The organism is Burkholderia sp. SR8 (genome assembly GCF_052851275.1).
Genome location: NZ_JAULUC010000002.1, coordinates 181243 through 198845, shown reverse-complemented (window position 1 = coordinate 198845; position 17603 = coordinate 181243). Strand labels below are relative to the sequence as shown.

Here is a 17603-nt window from a genome sequence, read left to right as displayed (position 1 = left end):
TCGGTTCGGTCCTTCGGCCCGCCGCCGGACGGCAGCTGCCCAATGAAATGCATCGGGTTGTTGCATGCGCCGACGGAACGCGGGGCGTCGGCGGCGAGAACTCGGGTGCGGCGAATGCGAACTGCGTTGAGTGAAATCGTTTGCGTGATGTGCAATTCGTCAGATGGCTTGCATCGGACGGTATCAAGAACGAAAGTTCGATGTCAAACTTTTTCTGATTATATGAAACAAAATTAAATAGAATAAGATGAAATGCTTTTGAAAAGTAAGAGGGGGTTTTGTAATATTCGGCGGTGTCGCTGAAGGTAATGGCGGCGCGTGTCACCGGATAATCAATGTTTCCATTCGTAATGGGCGAATGGTTGTGGAGGAAACCTTCCAGTGCGCAGCTGCTGCCGCCCGGCACGCGTTCGCCGCGCAAGCGCGGCCGTCGGCCGGTTCCGGGCGCTTCGCCGGCTTCAGCGGTGCGCCTGTGGCCGAGGCTCGAGCTTCGGTGTGTCGTGCCGCTCCACGGCCTGCAAGTGGTCGACGAGGCGGAACAGATCATCGATACAGTGCAGCAAGCGTGCGTCGGGCATGTCGCCGGCTGTCGCAGTCAGCATCCTGATCTCGCCCAGTCGTGCTTCAACTTCCGCAAGCAGAGTGCGTGCAATGCAGTCCGCATTCGCGGACGAGTTCATCATTTCGAATGCAGTTGCATGTTTGATGCGAAGGGTCATGGCATTGAAGTCCTCGATGAATTGCGACATGGCATGCGGGCAACCGTCGCGGGAAAGCGCGTGCACCGTGAGATCGCCGGCGCCGATCCGCTCCGCGGCGTGCGCGGCCGAGTCGAGTGCGTCGAGCGTCCGCCGAATCAGTCTGCACAGATCGACGGCTGCCGCGGCCAGCCCGATCACCAGCAGCGTCGCCAGGATCGGATAGGTGAATGCGTCGTGCGGCAGCGCGTCGCGCGGCAGTTCCGCCGGGTGGCGCAGCGCATCGGCGATCAATATGCCGATGCCGCCCGCCAGCACGGCGACGAGCGCGAGCAGCGCGATTGCCCGCCCGATGTGCCGGCCCGGCGTCGCCGGCCCGTTCACCGCCTGCCTCGCAACCGGTAGCCGACGCCGCGCATCACCTCGGGCATGCCGGGCGCGCCGGCCTGTTCGAGCTTCTTGCGCAGCCGGCTGATGTGGCTGTCGACCGTGCGTTCCATCGCGCTCGCGTCGGCCATGCCCGCGTCGAGCAGTTCGCCACGCGTAAATACGCGGCTCGGCGAGCGCGCCATGTGCGCGAGCAGCCGGAACTCGGTGAGCGTCAGCGTAATGGGCACGTCGGCCGATTCCGTGCGCACGCGCACGAGATAGCCGGCGGTGTCGAGTTCCAGATCGCCGATCCGCAGCGTGTGCGCGGCCCGCGGCGTGCGCGCACGGCGCAGGATCGTGCGCAGGCGCGCGACCACGTCGGCCGGGTCGAACGGCTTCACGATGTAGTCGTCGGCGCCGCTGCCGAGCGCCTGCAGCCTGTCGACGTCCCGGTCGAACGCAGTGACGACGACGACCGGCGTCGTGCAGCGCCGGCGCAGTTCGGCCAGCACGTCCCAGCCGCGCGTGCGCGGCAGCCCGAGGTCCAGCAGGATCAGATCGGGCACGAGGTGCGGCTGTACGTCGAGCACCGCCTGTCCGCTGCCGACACAATAGGTGCGGAAGCCGTCGTGCGTCAGGTACGCATCGAGGATCTCCGAGATGTCGGGTTCGTCCTCCGCAATCAGGATCAGCGCGCTCATCGTTGCAACGCCACGTTGCTCGACGGTTCGACGTCGGTATCGGTCAGTCCGCCGCCGAGCGCCTTGTAGAGCGCGACGGCATTCGCCAGTTCGCTGCGGCGCAGGTCGAGCAACGCTTGCCGCGCCGCGTACAGCTGGCGCTGCGAGTCCAGCAGTTCCAGCCGCCCCTCGACGCCCGCGCGATAGCGCAGGTTCGACAGGTCAGTGCGGCGCTCGGCCGATGCCACCACGCGCGTCTGCGCTTCGATCTGCCGGCCGAACGTTTCGCGGCCGGCGATACCGTCGGCGACTTCGCGGAACGCGGTCTGGATCGCGCGTTCGTACTCGGCGACTGCGCTGGACTTGCGCACTTCCGCGACGCGCAGTTCGGAACGCAAGCGGCCACCCTGGAAGATCGGCATGGTGACCTGCGGCGCGAAGCTCCAGACGTTCTGCCCACCGGCGAACAGGCTGCCCATCGCGGGGCTGAGGAAGCCGATCGACGACGTCAGCGACAGGCGCGGAAAGAACGCGGCGCGCGCGGCGCCGATGTCGGCATTGGCCGCGACGAGGTTCTGCTCGGCCTGCTGGATGTCCGGCCGGCGGAACAGCAGCTCCGACGGCAGCCCGGCAGGCAGTTGCGTGATCACCGGCTGCTGCTCGAGCGGCAGCGGGGCGGGGAGGTCCTTTGGCGGCTCGCTGCCGAGCAGCGCGCGCATTGCGTTGCGCGCTTGCTCGACGGCGCGCGTGCGCGCCTCGAGATCGGCGGTCGCGCTCGCGACCTGGCCTTCGGCCTGCGCGATGTCGACGCCGCTTGCCTGGTGCGCTTCCTTCAGGCGCCGTGCGAGATCGAGCGACTGTTGCCAGTCGCCGAGCGTGCGTTCGGCGAGCGCACGCTGCTCCTGCGCGAGGCGCTCGGCGAAGTACGCGTCCGCAACCGCGCCGACGAGCGAGATCTGCACTGCGCGGCGGCCGTGATCGGTCGCAAGATAGCGCGCGAACGCCGCGTCCGACAGCGACTTCACACGGCCGAACAGGTCGATCTCGAACGCGCTGATGCCGACGTTCACGCCGTACTGATTCTGCGTCGATTCGAACAGCGGCGGATTCGACTGCAGGTCGGCCGCGGTGCGCTGGCGCGTGAAGCTGGCACCGGCGCCGATCGACGGCAGGCGCGCCGAACGCTGGATGCCGAACTGCGCCTCGGCAGCCTCGACGTTCAGCGCAGCGAGCCGCAGGTCGCGATTGTTCCGCAGTGCGACTTCGATCAGGCGCTGCAGGCGCCGATCGCCGAACATCGTGCGCCAGCCGAGATCGGCCGCGTTCGCGTGCAGGTCGGCGGCCGCGGCAGCCGTATAGGCGGTCGGCACCGGCATCCCGGGTTTCACCAGCGCCGGCGTCAGAGAACAGGCGGACAGCGCGAGGGCTGCGCAAACCGCAGCGGAAAGAATGAGCGATCGCATGGCGTCAACCTCGTTGTTCGTTATGCCCGGCGTCGGGCTTGCGGCGCGCGGCGCGCCATGCCCCGATGCGTTCCTGGATGCTCGTCACGAACACGAAGAACACCGGGACGAAGAAAATGGCCAGCACCGTGGCGGTCACCATGCCGCCGAACACGCCGGTGCCGATCGCGTGCTGCGTTTCGGCGCTCGCGCCGGTCGCGATCATCAACGGCACCACGCCGAGTCCGAACGCGAGCGACGTCATCAGGATCGGGCGCAGGCGCAGCTTCGACGATTCGATTGCCGCCTCGATCAATCCCTTGCCTTCTTCACGCAACTGTTTCGCGAATTCGACGATCAGGATCGCGTTCTTCGCGGACAGGCCGATCACGGTGATCATCCCGACCTTGAAGAACACGTCGTTCGGCAGGCCGCGCAACAGCACCGCACCGATCGCACCGAGCAGGCCGAGCGGCACCACGAGCATCACCGACAGCGGGATCGACCAGCTTTCGTACAGCGCGGCGAGCACCAGGAACACGACGATCATCGACAGCGCCATCAGCATCGGCGCCTGCGACGCCGACTGGCGTTCCTGCAGCGACTGGCCGGTCCACTCGACCGCGAAACCGGGCGGCAATTGCGCGGCGAGACGTTCCATCTCGGCCATCGCCGCGCCGCTCGACTGGCCGGGCGCCGCGTTGCCGGAGATGCGCGCGGACGGATAGCCCTTGAAGCGCACCATCTGCAGCGGCGTGTCGGCCCACACGGGGCGCACCACTTCGGACAGCGGCACCATGCCGCCGGCCGCGTTGCGTACGTAGAGCTTCATCACGTTGTCGATCTGCATGCGGGCGGGCGCGTCGGCCTGGATGATCACCTGCTGCATGCGTCCCGAGTTCGGGAAGTCGTTCACGTAGGTCGAGCCCATCGCGGTGGACAGCGTGTCGCTGAGCGTCGTGAACGACACGCCGAGCGCCTGTGCCTTCGCGCGATCGATCTCGAGGCGGATGCTCGTGCCGGCCGGCAGGCTGTCCGGGTACACACCGGTCACCACCTTGCTTTGCGCGGCGAGTTCGAGCAGCTTCGCTTCAGCCGCCTTGAGTGCGGCATTGCCCTGATTCGCGCGGTCTTCCAGGCGCATCGAGAAGCCGGAGCTGTTGCCGAGTTCGTCGATCGCCGGCGGCAGCAGGCTCATCACTATGCCTTCGGTCACGCCGGCCATCGCCTGTTGCGCGAGCATGCCTTCCTCGAGGGTCGACGAGCCGCCGCGGTTCTTCCAGTCCTTCATCACCGACCAGTTGATCGCCGCGTTCGGACCCTGGCCCGAGAAGCCGTAGCCCATCACGGAAATGCTCGACTGGATTGCCGGGCGCGAAGCAAGATGCTTCTCCAGCGTCTCGACCACGTCATGCGTACGTTCGGTGGTAGCGTCTGCGGGCAGCAGAAAGCTGGTGATGAAGTAACCCTGGTCCTCATCGGGGAGGAACGACGACGGCAGGCTGCGAAAGCCGAACACGAGCGCACCGAAGATCGCGACGAACACCAGCATCACGCGGCCCGTGCGGCCGACCAGCCGGCCGACGCGCGTTTCGTACCACGTCGTCAGGCGCTCGAAGCGGCGGTTGAACCAGCCGAAGAAACCGCGCTTCTCGTGATGGCCCGGCTCGACCGGCTTGAGCATCGTCGCGCACAGGGCCGGCGTGAGCGTCAGCGCGAGCAGTGCCGAGAACAGGATCGACACGGCCATCGACAGCGTGAACTGCTTGTAGATCACGCCGACCGAGCCGCTCGCCATCGCCATCGGGATGAACACCGCGGTGAGCACCAGCGTGATGCCGACGATCGCGCCGGTGATTTCCTTCATCGCCTTCGACGTGGCCTCCTTCGGCGACAGTCCTTCCTCGGCCATCAGCCGCTCGACGTTCTCGACGACGACGATCGCATCGTCGACGATGATGCCGATCGCGAGGACCATGCCGAACATCGTCAGCACATTGATCGAGAAGCCGGTCAGCAACATCACGGCGAACGTGCCGAGCATCGCGACCGGCGCGACGATCGCCGGGATCAGCGTATAGCGCACGTTCTGCAGGAACAGGTACATCACGAGGAACACGAGCACCATCGCCTCGAACAGCGTGGCGATCACCTTCTCGATCGAGATCTTCACGAACGGCGACGTGTCGAACGGAATGGAGTAGGTCATGCCCGACGGCATCGACTTGCTCAGTTCCGCCATCCGTGCGCGGATCGCGTCCGCCGTCTTCACCGCGTTCGCGCCCGGCGCGAGCTGCACGCCGGCGAGCGTGGCCGGCTTGCCGTTCTCGCGGCTCACGAACGTGTAGTTCTGCGAGCCGAGTTCCACGCGCGCGACGTCGCCGAGCACGACCTTCGAGCCGTCCGCGTTCGCGCGCAGCACCACTGCCGCGAATTCCTCCGGCGTCGTGAGCTGGCCCTGCACGGTGAGCGGCGCGGTCACGCGCTGGCCCGGCAACGCGGGCATCGCGCCGACGCTGCCCGGCGCGATCTGCACGTTCTGCTGGCCGATCGCGGTCGTCAGATCGTTCATCGACAGTCCGAAGTTGATCAGTTTCTGCGGATCGACCCAGATGCGCATCGCGCGTTCGGAGCCGAATTGCAGCACGCGGCCCACGCCGTCGATGCGCCGCAGCTCCTCGGCCACGCTGCGCGCCATGTAGTCGGCGAGCGCGCCTTCGTCGAAGCGGCCGTTATCGGAGCGCAGGCCGATCAGCATCAGAAAGCCGGACGACGCGGATTCGACGATCAGACCGTTCTGGCGCACGGCCGCGGGCAGCCGCGGCTCGACGGACTTGATCTTGTTCTGCACGTCGACCTGCGCCATCTCCGGATTGGTGCCGGGCTTGAACGTGACGACGATCTGCGCACTGCCGGACGTGTCGGCCGACGATTCGAAGTACAGCAGGTTCCTGACGCCCGACAGTTCGCGCTCGATGAGGCTCAGCACGCCGTCGTTCATCGTCTGCGGCGTGGCGCCCGGATAGTTCGCGGTGATCGTGACGGACGGCGGCGCGACCGACGGGTAGCGCGCGACCGGCAGTTGCGGAATGGCGATCAGCCCCGTCAGGATGATGAAGAGGGCGATCACCCACGCAAAGACCGGGCGGCGGATAAAGAATTCAGCCATGACTCGAGGCCCCCGTGATTCAGTGCGCGGACGCGGTCGTGGCCGCGTCGTGCGCCTTCCAGTCGGTCGCAGTTACGGCCGCGCCGTCGGCGAGGCGCTCCATTCCCTCGACGACGATCGTCTGGCCGGCCTGCAGGCCCGACTTGATCCGGTAGCTGCGGTTCGTCAGCTCGCCGATCTCGACGGCCTTCAGATGCACGGTGCCCTGCGCGTCGAGCGCCCACACCTGCGGCTTGCCGCCGGCGCGCACGATGGCCTGTTGCGGCACGGTTACCGCGTTCGCGTAGTGCGCGCGCGGAATGCGGGCGCGCACATACATGCCCGGCAGCAACTGGCGCTTCGGGTTGTCGACCAGCACGCGCAGCAGCACGTCGCCGGTGCCCGGATCGACGTTGACGCCCGAGAACAGCATGCGGCCGCGCGCGTCGTAGCGCGTGTCGTCGTCGCGCAGCACGTCGACCGGCAGGCCGTTGCCGTCGGTCGCCCGCGGCTGCGCCGCGAGCGCGCCTCGCAGTGCCTCGAGCGACGCGGCCGGCTGGCGCACGTCGACGTAGACCTGGTCGATCTGCTGGATGCGCGCCATCGGCTGGCCGTCGGTGCTCGATACCAGCGCGCCTTCCGTCACGAGCGCCTGGTCGATGCGGCCGGCGATCGGCGCTTCCACGGTCGCGAATTTCAGGTCGAGCTGGCGGCGCGCGAGCGTCGCGCGGGCCTGAGCGACGTCGGCGACGGCCTGGTCGCGCTGCGATACCGCGTCGTCGTACACCTGGCGGCTGATCGCGTCGGCTTCGACGAGCGGCTTGAAGCGCGCCGTCTGCACCTTTGCGCGCTCGAGCGCGGCCTGTGCGCGCTGCAGCGACGCGGCGGCCGTGTCCATGTCGGCCTTGAACGGCGCGGGATTGATCTGGAACAACGGCTGGCCGGCGCGGACTTCGGTGCCCTGCTCGAACAGCCGGCGCTGCACGATGCCGCTGACCTGCGGCCGGATTTCAGCGATTCGCACGGCCGCGACGCGGCCGGGCAGATCCTCGGTCACGTCGAGACGCGCGGCGGACAGCGTCATCGCCGCGACCGGAATGGCCGGCGCGGCGGCCTGCTGCTGCGCAGGCCCGCAGCCCGCCAGCAGGGCCGCCATCAGCGCGCAGGCGGCGCCGTAACGGCATCGTTGTTGATTCTTCATAGCGACTCCAGAAAGCGCAGGCAGCCCGCTGCCTGCTTTGACGGGCTGGAGTGTGAAGCGCCTGGTTGGCGTCTTTCATGCGGAAAGATGGAGATTCGATGGAGACGGCGAAAGAATCGTCGAGGCGGCGCAATGCGGGGAGAACGCGCGACGAGAATTTCGTCTGACGAACCGACTCGGCGGCGCGAGGCGCCGCGGCGCGATCGTCGTGAGGTGTCGTGCCGCGGCGGGTTCGCGCGCGGGCGTCGAGAGGGAGCGGCCCGGTTGGTCGGGATGCCGGATCGGCTGCGGGCGCGGGCTATGCCCCGCCGCGCATCACCCCGCGTTCGTCTGCCAGCCGAGCCCGAGGCTTTTCTGCAGCGACACGTAGTCCTTGATCAGTTCGGCCTGCCCGGCGATCACGTTCTGCTGCGCGGCCAGCGCCTCGCGCTGCGTATCGAGCAGATCGATCAGCGATGCGACGCCTGCGCGATAGCGCTGGTCCATCAACGTGGCCGAATGCGTGGCCGAGGCCTGCACCCTGGCAAGCGTGACGACGTGCTCGCGCTGGTGCCCATAGCGTTGCAATGCCGTGTTCGCATCCTGCAGCGCGCCGAGCACCGCTTTCATGTAGTTCGCTTCCGCTTCGTCGCGCGACGCCTCGGCCGCGCGCACCGCACCGCGCGTGCGGCCGAAGTCGAGGATGTTCCACTGCAGGTACGGCGCGCCGACCCACGTGAAGTTCTGCTTGCGGAACAGGTGGCCGGGGTCCGTCGCGCTGAAACCGAGATCGCCGAGCAGCGTGACCTTCGGGAAATAGTCGGCGACGTGCTCGCCGATCTGCGCGTTGCTCGAGGCAAGCCGGCGCTCGGCCGCTCGGATGTCGGGGCGCTGCTTCAGCAGCGCGGCCGGATCGCCGACCGGCACGCTACCGGGCAGCATCGGCAACGGCGTGGCCGGTGCCGACAGCGCCGCGTCGAGCGCGCCGGGCGCGCGGCCGGTCAGGATCGCGAGCCGGTCGAGCGACTCCGTTACCTGCGCATCGAGCGGGATCAACGATGCGCGCGTGTTTTCGACTTGCGTGGTCAGGCGTTCGATGTCCGCATCGGCCGCGACGCCGCGCGTACGGCGCTGCTGCGTGAGTTCGAGCATCCGCTGCTGCAGCTCGGCCGTGCGCTGCGACAGTGCGAGCCGCTGCTGCTGGTCGCGCAGGTCGACGTACGCTGTCGCGACTTCGGCCGCGATCGACACCTGCGTGTCGGCGAGGTCGGCGTCGACCGCTTCGGCTTGCGCGGACGCGGCTTCCACCGCACGGCGCGTGCCGCCGAACAGGTCGATTTCCCACGTCGCGTCGAAGCCGGCCGAATAGAGCTGCAGCGGACCCGTGCCGCCGAGCGACGGCGATGAAGCGCCCGCCTGGTTCGCATTGCCGGACGGCAGCAACGAGCCAAGCGCGCTCACGTCCGGTTCGCGCATGCGGATCGCGGCGACGGTGGCCGTCGATTTCGGCAACTGCGCGGCGCGCTGTTGCGACAGTTGCGCGCGCGAGGCGCGCAGGCGCGCCTGCGCGGCATGCAGGTCGGGGTTGTGCGCGAGCGCGGCGGCGATCAGGTCGTCGAGCTGGCGATCGTTGAGCGCATGCCACCATGCGCTCGGTGCGGGCGCGGCGGTATCGACGCCGGTGGCCGGCGCACGCACGAAGGTCGGCGCGTCGGGCGCAGCGGGCGCGCCGCGGTAGTCGGGGCCGACGGTGCAACCGGCGAGCAGGCACGCGGCCGCGCACAGCGTGAGCGCAGGATGGCGGGGCAGGGAGAAGGGCTTCATCGCGTAAGACGGTTCAATGGCCGGACGACATCGGCTGGGGGCCGCGCGGCGTCTTCAGCAGCAGCGCAAGCGGCACGCACGCGAGCAGCGCAAGGCCCAGCACGTAGAAGGTTTCGGAGTAGGTCATCACGATCGCCTGCACCTGGATCTGCTGCGCGAGCTGGCCGAGCGCGCGCAGGTTCGAATACGCGAGGTCGCCCGTGTGCGCGAACCAGTTCGCCGCATAGGCCGACAGCCGCTCCTGACCGATCGGCGAATTCGCGCTCACCGATGCGCGAATCGCGGCCGCATGGAAGGTCGTGCGCCGGTCGATCACGGTGCCGATGATCGCGAGGCCGATCGAACCGCCGAGGTTGCGCGCCATGTTGTAGAGGCCGGCCGCATCGCCGGAATCCTCGCGCGCGACGGCCGCCATCGACGCCTGATTCAGCGGCATCATCGCGAGCATCTGCGCGACGCCGCGAATCAGCTGCGACCATACGAAGTCGTGCCCGACGCTTTGCGCGGTCAGGCTGATGTCGAGCATGCAGCTCAGGCAGAACAGCAGCAGCCCCGAGATGACGAGAATGCGGAAGTCGACCTTGCCGAGCAGGCGCGGCAGGATCGGCATCACCAGAAACGCGGGCAGGCCCGACAGCAGCATGATCGCGCCCGCCTGCTCCGCGTTGTAGCCCGCGACGATCGCGAGGAACTGCGGCAGCAGGTACGACACGCCGTACAATCCCGCGCCGACCGCGGACACGATCACGATCACGCTCGCATAGCGCGGATTGCGCATCAGCGACAGCCGCATGATCGGCCGCTTCGCGAAGCGCTGCGACAGCGCGATCAGGATCATCCCGGCGAGCGACACGTAGCTCAGCGTGACGATCATCTGCGACTCGAACCAGCGCTCGCGCTGGCCTTCCTCGAGCACGACGGTCAGCGAGCTCAGCCCGATCGCGAGGCCGGCGATCCCGAGCCAGTCCGCGTTGAAGAACGTGTTCCATTGCGGCCGGTCGGACGGCAGCCCGAACACCAGCAACGCCATCAGCAGCAGACACACCGGCAGGTTCAGGAAGAAGCACCAGCTCCAGCTGACGTTCTCCGCGAGCCAGCCGCCGAGCACGGGGCCGAACAGCGGGCCGAGCAGCACGATCAGCCCGAACAGCGTCATCCCGACCGGCAGCTGCGACAACGGCAGCCGCGTACGGATGATGGTTTGCGCGGTGGGGATCAACGCGCCGCCCGTGAAGCCCTGGCCGATGCGCCCCGCGATCATCATCGCGAGCGAATTCGACCAGCCGCACATCATCGAGAACGCGATGAACAGTGCCGCGTTCGTCAGCAGGAAGCTACGGAGTCCGAACACCCGCGTGAGCCACGCGGCGAGCGGGATCATCACGATTTCCGACATCAGGTAGCCGGTCGAGATCCACGTGCCTTCGGTGCCGGTCGCGCCGATTTCGCCCTGGATCTGCGGCAGCGCGGAGTTCGTGATCGAAATGTCGAGCGTCGCCATCAGCGCGCCGAGCGCGCCGGCCGCGACGGCGATCCAGTCGGTGACGCTCGCGCGGCCTTCGTGCGGCGGCGCGGGCGGGGTGGCGGCGGGGTTCGCTGCGTCAGCCATGCTGCTTCCCGTTGCCGTCCGAGCGCGTGTCGACGTCGACGGTCACGGACAGCCCCGGCACCAGCATCCGTTGCGCGCGCGCGTTCGCGGCGAGGCGGATGCGCACCGGCACGCGCTGCACGATCTTCGTGAAGTTGCCGGTCGCGTTCTCGGGCGGCAGCAGCGCGAATTGCGCGCCGGTGCCCGGTGCGAAGCTGTCGACGGTGCCGGTGAGCGTGTCGTCCGGCAGCGCGTCGACGTGCAGTTCGACCGGCTGGCCGACGCGCATCCGGCCGATCTGCGTTTCCTTGAAGTTCGCGACGAGATAGATCGAATCCACCGGCACGACGGTCAACAAGCGCGTGCCGGGCTGCACGTACTGGCCGACGCGTACCGTCCGGTCGCCGACGCGGCCGTCGAGCGTGCTGCGCACGATCGTGTTGTCGAGGTCGAGCCTGGCCTGCGCGGCGCTGGCCTGTGCGGCTTCGAGCTGCGCGCGCGCCTGCTGCAGCTGCGCGGTAAACGACGCGATCTGCGTGCGGGCGGCGGCAATCGACGCGTTGTTCGCGGCGAGCGTCGCGGCGGCCTGGTCGCGCGTGCTCTTCAGATCGGCCACGCGTTCGTGCGTTTCGGCACCGGTCGCCGCGAGCGGCGCATAGCGAGCGTATTCGTCGCTCGCGTGCCGCGCGTTGATCTGCGACACCTTGGCCTGCGCTTCGGCCTGCTCGAGGTTCGCGCGCTGCTGGCTGATGTCGGCTTCGGCGCGCGCGATGTCGGCACGGCGTGCGTCGACGGTCGCCGTCGACTGCGCGAGCGCGACCTGGTACTGGCGGACGTCGAGACGCACGAGCGCGTCGCCGGCTTTCACGGCCTGGTTGTCGCGCACGTAGACGTCGGTCACGTAACCGGCGACCTTCGGCGCGGCCGTCATGTTGTCGGCCTGCAGATACGCGTCGTTGGTGCTTTCGATGAAGCGGCCGACCGTCCACCAGCGGCCGAACCATACGGCGCCGCCGATCGCCGCGATCACGACGACGGCGATCAGGATGCGCCGCTTCGCGCCGCCGTTGCGCGGCGATGATGCGGGTTCCTGACGATCTGCTTTCGATGGCGGCTCTTGCTGCGTGGACATGCGGGCATCCAATTTATTCCGATCGGAAGAATTATTCCAGTTGCTAAAATTGTGTCAAGTAGAATGTCGGTCGATCGAATGACGAGGAACGCATGAACGAAGCGAAGAAGCTGCGTCGCACGTCGGCGGCCGGCTATGCGCGCGGCGACGAGACACGCCAGCGGATCATCGACGCGGCGATCGAACTGTTCGGCGAATTCGGGTTCGCCGGCGCATCGACGCGCGACATCGCCGCGAAGGCCGGCGTGAACGCGCCGGCGCTGCAGTACTACTTCGAGAACAAGGAAGGCGTCTATCGCGCATGCGTGGAGGCGATGGCCGAACTCGGCTGGAGCGTGCTCGGGCCGGCGGTCGAACATGCACGAGCGGTGCTGGACGCGGATGCGGACGTCGACGCGCTGATCGACGCGTTCATCGGCATCCTCCGGATGCTGGCCGACCGGATGTTCACGGTGCCGAAGACGCTCGGGCAGCGGATGTTCTTCGCGCGCGAGCAGGTCGGGCAGGAGCCCGCGAGCGCGACGGAAATCCTGATGAAGCGCGTGCGCAAGCCGCTCAACGACGTGAGCGCGGAACTGATCGGCCGGATCTCGGGGCGGCCGCCCGGCGATCCGGTCACGCGGCTGCGCGCGATGAGCCTGTTCGGTCAGTTGACGGTATTCCACCTCGTGCCGCGCTCCACGCTGCAACTGCTCGACTGGGACAGTTTCGACGGCGAAGGTGGCGCGCTGCTGATGGCGACCATTGCCGATCAGACGCGCGTGCTGCTCGAACACTGGCATGCGCAGCGCGGCGCAGCGGGTGCCGACCCGCGCGTCGGTGCGAAGCCGGCCGCGCCGGCGAGCGCAGCGAAACGCGCGCAGCGCGCGAAGAAGACCGCGCGCTGAGCGCGGAGGTCAGCCGTTCGGCGGTATGGGATCAGCACGGCGCGATGCGCGGCGGCCGTGCCGCCGGCATCCGCGCGATCAGTCCGGCTTGCGCGCCGGTCGAGCGGGCGGCGGCGGCGGTTCGGCGGCCGGCGGCCCGCCTGCGTTGCCACCGTTCTCGTTGCTGCCGTCGTTCCCCGCTGCGACCGGCCGCGCGCCCGGGTCATACGCAACGACGCTGCGCTGCGGATTCGCGATGCGGATCCCGCGCTCGCGGAACATCACCGCGATCCGCCGGTTGAATTCGCGCTGCACACCCCAGCGTGCGGAGTCCTTGCATTGCATCTGCCCGGCCAGCGTGATCGTCGCGCCGTCGACCTGATCGACGCCCCAATAACTGAAGTCCGACAGGATGCCGTCCTTGTAATTCGGATCGTCGCGCAGCGCCGCGCCGATCTCCTTCAGCGTCGTGATCGCCTGCTCGATGTCCTGCCCGTACGCGATGCTGACTTTGACGGCCGCATTGCCGAGTCCGCGATTCGTGTTGTTGACGGTCGTCACCGAACTGAACGGAATCGTATACAGCGACCCGTCGCCTGCGCGCAGCCGCACGGTGCGGATCGACAGGTATTCGACCGTGCCGGATACGCCGGCGAGCGTGACCCAGTCGCCGACCTGCATCGCGTTCTCCATCAGCAGGAAGATCCCGGTGATGAAATCCTGCACGAGCTTCTGCGAACCGAAGCCGAGCGCGACGCCGAAGATGCTCGCGCCGGCGAGCAGCGGGCCGATGTTCACGCCGATTTCGCTCAGGCCCGTCAGCACGACGACGAGCGCGATCATGATGAACAGCAGCGAACGCAGCATCGGCAGCAGCGTGCGCAGGCGCGCCGCGCGCACCAGATTGCCTTCGCGCGTCCACAGCTGCAGGCGGCGCTCGATCGCGATGTTCGCGGTTTCCCACACGATCAGCGCGACGACGGCCGCGATCGCGATCGTCATCAGCGCGGACGCGAGCCGATGGCCGATCGTGCCGTTCTGGAACGCGCGGAAGATCGGCACGCCCCAGATCTGCAACAGCAGCACGACGGTCACGACCGCGATCACCGCCGACACGATCTGGCGCATCAGCGGGTAGTAGCGATACGCGTGCAGATGGACGAGCGTGCGATCGTCGTCGCGGCGCTGGAACAGTCGCGCGAGCGCGCCGAACACGACGATCGACACGATCCGCATGCCGATCATCACGGCGATCGAGCGGCCGCCGAGCGTGATCAGCACGCGGTAGCCGTGGTGGACGTCGAGCGCCCACACGAACCACAACGCCATCACGACGAATACCGACACCGGCGCCCATGCGTCGGCGAGCGCATGGCTGACCATCGCGAACGCCGGGCGCGTTTCGGCGGCCGCGCGGATGCGCACGGCCACCGGCTGCCGGCACCGCAGGATCAGCGCGGAGACCATCAGATGCCCGACGAGCGCGACGGCCTTCAGCAGCGCGACGTGACTGGCGTCGCTGAGGCCGAAGCTCGCGGCGATCTCGACCGCGGCCGTGCAGGCGCCGACCACGATCGCGATCCGTGCGATCGAACGCTGCGCGAACGCGGCCCATGCGTCGCTGATGTGCAGCAGCCGCAACTGCCGCGCATCGGGCTGGAAGAACAGCCGGCTCACGATCGTCACGAGGCGGCAGATCACGTAGATGTCGATCAGCGATTCGAGTGCGGTTTCGGTCGGCGTGCCGGCACCGTCGAGGACCGACATCGTCAGGCTCGCGACGCCGACGAACACCAGCAGCGGCACCACCCGCAGCGCGAAGCTGACGAGCGCGCGCGGCATCCGGCGCAGCAGTGTGGTGTGGCGCCGCGCGTGGCCGCGGCCTTGCGACGACGCGGGGCGTGCGCCTGCCGCGGCCGGTCCGGCTGCGGTGCCGGCCGCATCGGGCGCGGGCGCGGGCGCGCCGTCCGGCTCGGGCGGCTCGGGTTCGGCTGGTTCGGCGTCGGCGTGCGGCGCCGATTCGGCGCGACGCGCGCTCAGCGCGGCAAGTGCCCGCCGCAGCAAGCGCTTCGCGAACCATTCGATGACGAACGCGGGCCCCAGCACGGCGAGGATGATCGCGAGCGCGCGCCCGAGGGCCGCACGTTCGTCGGCGTTCGCGAGCCGCTCCTGCCACCAGACGCCGACCGAACCGACGTCGAGCAGCGAGCGCAGCGATTCGTTCAACGCGCCGCCGATCTGGCCGGCCCAGCGCGCCCCTTGGCGGACCAGCATCGAAGCGAGCCCGTTCGTCGTGAGTGCGGCGGCAGCCGTACCCGATGCCGCGCTGGCCGGCTCTGCGCCGCTCGCCGGCAGCGCGGGCGTGCTCAGCACGCCGACGGCCGCGATCGCGCGCAACGTCGTTTCGACCTGTTGGCGTTCGCGCGGGTTTTGCAGCACGGAGAGCGCCTGCTGCGCCTGCTGCGGCGTCAGCGCGGGCACGGCAGCGGACGCAGCCGATGCGGCGGCAGGGGCGGGAGCGGCCGCATGGGCAGCCGCTACGACGGCGGCGAGCAGCCAGCCGAGCAGGAAATGTCGCATGGGTAGGCATGCGGGCGCGCATCGGTGCGTGGCCCGGCGGTCGAGTCGATGGACGGAAGTTAACATGATCGCGATCGGAACCGAATAGTTCCGGCGACGAATCGTCGAATCGGGGGTAGCCGGCACGCGGGTGCCGATGAGGGGCGCGCGCTTCGACAGCAGGCGGCGCTGCGCCCGCGCCGTTCACATTCCGGGATTCGAGCAGGTCGCTACGGCCCGAGCTTCACGCAACGAGGTTGCGCGTGCGGCAGGCAGGGCGGGAACGAAACCTGCTCGCCGATGAACCGATGAACCGGCTCGTTGCAATACCGGGCTTCTGCAGCGCACGTGACGCAACGCATTGCGGATTCCTGACGAATCAGTCGTCCTCGTCGTGAAAGACCGGCAGCACATGTTCGGCGAGTTCCTCGACGACCTCGCGCACGGGCCGGTCCGAGCCCGGGTTCAGCGTGACGTGGTGCGTGCCGGCCGCCCGCATGTCGCGCAGGATGTCGATCAGTGCGTTCCGGCCGGTCGCGTAGCCGAGTGACAGCGCGGTGGCCGGCGCGGCGCGATTCGCATCGAGGTCGAGCCGCATCGACACGCCGAACGCGCGAAACGCCGGTTGCGCGAGCCGCTCGACGGCCGCGCGCCACATCGAATGACGCGCGCGCTGCGTGTCCGGATCGCGGTGATACGTCATCCACCCGATCGAGTTCCGCGCGATCCAGTCGACGCTTTGTCCGCCCGAGCCGACCGCGAGCATCGGCACGGAATCGTCGCCTCGCGGCAACAGCGCGAAGTCCGGCGCATCGGGTGGCGTCTCGTCGGGCAGCACGCGGGACGGCACGCCGAGCGCGGCCGCGACGATGTCCCAATGGCGGCGATAGCGGTCGCGCCGCGTGTCCGCATCGACGCCGAACGCCGCGTATTCGGGCGGCCGGTCGCCGGAACCGAGCCCGAGAATGAAGCGCCCGCCGGACAGCGTCGCGACCGACAGCGCGCCTTTCGCGACATGCAGCGGATGGCGCAGCGGCAGCACGATCGCGCCGCTGGCGAGCACGATCCGGCGCGTGCGCGACGCGAGCGCGCCGAGCAGGACCCACGGATCGAGGTGCCCGACCGGGTCGGGGTAGTCGGCGCTGTTCAGCGGCACGTCGCGAATCCACAGCGCGCGAAAACCGAGCGAATCGGCGAGTGCCGCGAGTTCGAGCTGCTCGTTGAAATCGGCGACCGTCGGGCCACGGCGCAGCAGCGGCAGCGTCAGGCCGATCGACAGCCGCTCGGCCGAGAACACGCGGCGCGCGACGTCGGCGCGACCGGAAGCGGGCAGGGTCATGTCCATTCCTTCGGAGACGGGGCGCGCAGGATCGACGAGCGGATTCGATCGTTCCTGCATGCGCGGCCGGGATCGGCCGATTGTAAGCGGATCGTCGGCGTCGCGCAGATGCGCGCGCGAGATCGACGCCCGATCCATTCCTGCAACCACGGCGTTGTGACCGGCGGCGGATCCCGCCGGCGGTTTCCGGTCGTTTCAATTTCGAAACATTCGCGCGTATGTGCCGCCGCGCGATCTGCATCGCGGTCATTTGAGGGCCCGTGCAGCCTTGCGCTGCGAAGCATGGTGCGCTCCTTGCATATCTGTATGCGCCGTGAGCGCGATCACCGGTGCGGTAAGGGCCGGGCAATCGCTTCAGTGGGTCGGACGCATCGAAGACGGGGACAAGAGAATGAGAACAGACCGAATCGCAACGTGTCGTGTTGCAAACATGAATCGCCGACCTGCCCGTGAGTTCGCTTCGCCGCTGATGACGGCGACGTGAACGCACGGCTTTCCGTTCCATCCGAACCGCGCGGGTGTGTTCCGAACGACGGCGTGCATGCGTGACGCACGAGGCCCGGCCGATGCGCAGGGGCCGTCGCGAAGCAACCGCCCGTACACGCTGATGGGCGAGCATGAATTCCGGATCGTCATTCAGGCGCGCGAAACGCCGGTGCGCCGCGCGCGTCGCATGCATCTGCATGCCGCCCGCGGCTATGCGCGGCGAATCGGCAAGACCGGGCCGGGCAACAGGGAAAGGCTCGCGCGGCGATCCGCGCGATATCACGCATTCGAA

The 17603-nt window shown here is 68.4% G+C and carries 12 protein-coding genes; 1 reads left to right on the top strand and 11 read right to left on the bottom strand.

The window, feature by feature from the left end; translation table 11 throughout:
* Positions 1–458 precede the first annotated feature (458 nt).
* From Q3A80_RS03175 to Q3A80_RS03140, 8 genes are all read right to left on the bottom strand, one after another.
* On the bottom strand, positions 459–1082 hold the full coding sequence (locus Q3A80_RS03175) for a histidine kinase (protein WP_446327624.1): 624 nt from the start codon (positions 1080–1082) through the stop codon (positions 459–461).
* Positions 1079–1768, bottom strand: coding sequence for a response regulator (locus Q3A80_RS03170; protein WP_446327623.1), 690 nt, complete (start codon positions 1766–1768; stop codon positions 1079–1081). Before Q3A80_RS03170 ends, Q3A80_RS03175 begins: the two co-directional genes overlap by 4 nt.
* Positions 1765–3210: an efflux transporter outer membrane subunit gene (locus Q3A80_RS03165; protein WP_446327622.1), complete on the bottom strand. Its 1446-nt coding sequence runs from the start codon at positions 3208–3210 to the stop codon at positions 1765–1767. Before Q3A80_RS03165 ends, Q3A80_RS03170 begins: the two co-directional genes overlap by 4 nt.
* A gap of 4 nt (positions 3211–3214) precedes the next feature.
* Positions 3215–6358, bottom strand: a complete 3144-nt coding sequence (locus tag Q3A80_RS03160) for a multidrug efflux RND transporter permease subunit (protein ID WP_446327621.1) — start codon at positions 6356–6358, stop codon at positions 3215–3217.
* A gap of 19 nt (positions 6359–6377) precedes the next feature.
* Positions 6378–7538, bottom strand: a complete 1161-nt coding sequence (locus Q3A80_RS03155; RefSeq protein WP_446327620.1) for an efflux RND transporter periplasmic adaptor subunit — start codon at positions 7536–7538, stop codon at positions 6378–6380.
* 315 nt (positions 7539–7853) lie between these two features.
* Positions 7854–9341 carry an efflux transporter outer membrane subunit gene (locus Q3A80_RS03150; protein WP_446327619.1) on the bottom strand — a complete coding sequence of 496 codons (1488 nt, stop codon included), beginning with the start codon at positions 9339–9341 and terminating at the stop codon, positions 7854–7856.
* Between the two features lie 13 nt (positions 9342–9354).
* The gene (locus tag Q3A80_RS03145; protein WP_446327618.1) at positions 9355–10950 is read right to left on the bottom strand and encodes a DHA2 family efflux MFS transporter permease subunit; all 1596 of its coding nucleotides are present in this window, start codon (positions 10948–10950) and stop codon (positions 9355–9357) included.
* Positions 10943–12061: an HlyD family secretion protein gene (locus Q3A80_RS03140; RefSeq protein WP_446327617.1), complete on the bottom strand. Its 1119-nt coding sequence runs from the start codon at positions 12059–12061 to the stop codon at positions 10943–10945. The genes Q3A80_RS03145 and Q3A80_RS03140 overlap by 8 nt, the downstream gene beginning before the upstream one ends.
* 92 nt (positions 12062–12153) lie before the next feature.
* On the opposite strand from Q3A80_RS03140, the gene Q3A80_RS03135 reads away from it, so the two are divergent.
* The gene (locus Q3A80_RS03135; protein ID WP_446327616.1) at positions 12154–12948 is read left to right on the top strand and encodes a CerR family C-terminal domain-containing protein; all 795 of its coding nucleotides are present in this window, start codon (positions 12154–12156) and stop codon (positions 12946–12948) included.
* A gap of 78 nt (positions 12949–13026) precedes the next feature.
* Here the strand turns inward: Q3A80_RS03135 and Q3A80_RS03130 are convergent, their stop codons facing one another.
* The 3 genes from Q3A80_RS03130 to Q3A80_RS03120 all read right to left on the bottom strand — a co-directional run bounded on the left by Q3A80_RS03130 (position 13027) and on the right by Q3A80_RS03120 (position 17109).
* On the bottom strand, positions 13027–15507 hold the full coding sequence (locus tag Q3A80_RS03130) for a mechanosensitive ion channel family protein (protein WP_446327615.1): 2481 nt from the start codon (positions 15505–15507) through the stop codon (positions 13027–13029).
* A 358-nt stretch (positions 15508–15865) separates the two neighbouring features.
* Positions 15866–16825, bottom strand: coding sequence for an LLM class oxidoreductase (locus Q3A80_RS03125; RefSeq protein WP_446327614.1), 960 nt, complete (start codon positions 16823–16825; stop codon positions 15866–15868).
* Positions 16822–17109, bottom strand: coding sequence for a hypothetical protein (locus Q3A80_RS03120; RefSeq protein WP_446327613.1), 288 nt, complete (start codon positions 17107–17109; stop codon positions 16822–16824). Before Q3A80_RS03120 ends, Q3A80_RS03125 begins: the two co-directional genes overlap by 4 nt.
* Positions 17110–17603: the final 494 nt, after the last annotated feature.

Excerpts from the sequence above, each read along its gene's own strand:
- Q3A80_RS03160 (WP_446327621.1), bottom strand. The coding sequence starts at position 6,358 with ATGGCTGAATTCTTTATCCGCCGCCCGGTCTTTGCGTGGGTGATCGCC.
- Q3A80_RS03135 (WP_446327616.1), top strand. The coding sequence starts at position 12,154 with ATGAACGAAGCGAAGAAGCTGCGTCGCACGTCGGCGGCCGGCTATGCG.
- Q3A80_RS03170 (WP_446327623.1), bottom strand. The coding sequence starts at position 1,768 with ATGAGCGCGCTGATCCTGATTGCGGAGGACGAACCCGACATCTCGGAG.
- Q3A80_RS03120 (WP_446327613.1), bottom strand. The coding sequence starts at position 17,109 with ATGCTTCGCAGCGCAAGGCTGCACGGGCCCTCAAATGACCGCGATGCA.
- Q3A80_RS03140 (WP_446327617.1), bottom strand. The coding sequence starts at position 12,061 with ATGTCCACGCAGCAAGAGCCGCCATCGAAAGCAGATCGTCAGGAACCC.
- Q3A80_RS03165 (WP_446327622.1), bottom strand. The coding sequence starts at position 3,210 with ATGCGATCGCTCATTCTTTCCGCTGCGGTTTGCGCAGCCCTCGCGCTG.
- Q3A80_RS03155 (WP_446327620.1), bottom strand. The coding sequence starts at position 7,538 with ATGAAGAATCAACAACGATGCCGTTACGGCGCCGCCTGCGCGCTGATG.
- Q3A80_RS03150 (WP_446327619.1), bottom strand. The coding sequence starts at position 9,341 with ATGAAGCCCTTCTCCCTGCCCCGCCATCCTGCGCTCACGCTGTGCGCG.
- Q3A80_RS03130 (WP_446327615.1), bottom strand. The coding sequence starts at position 15,507 with ATGCGACATTTCCTGCTCGGCTGGCTGCTCGCCGCCGTCGTAGCGGCT.
- Q3A80_RS03145 (WP_446327618.1), bottom strand. The coding sequence starts at position 10,950 with ATGGCTGACGCAGCGAACCCCGCCGCCACCCCGCCCGCGCCGCCGCAC.
- Q3A80_RS03125 (WP_446327614.1), bottom strand. The coding sequence starts at position 16,825 with ATGACCCTGCCCGCTTCCGGTCGCGCCGACGTCGCGCGCCGCGTGTTC.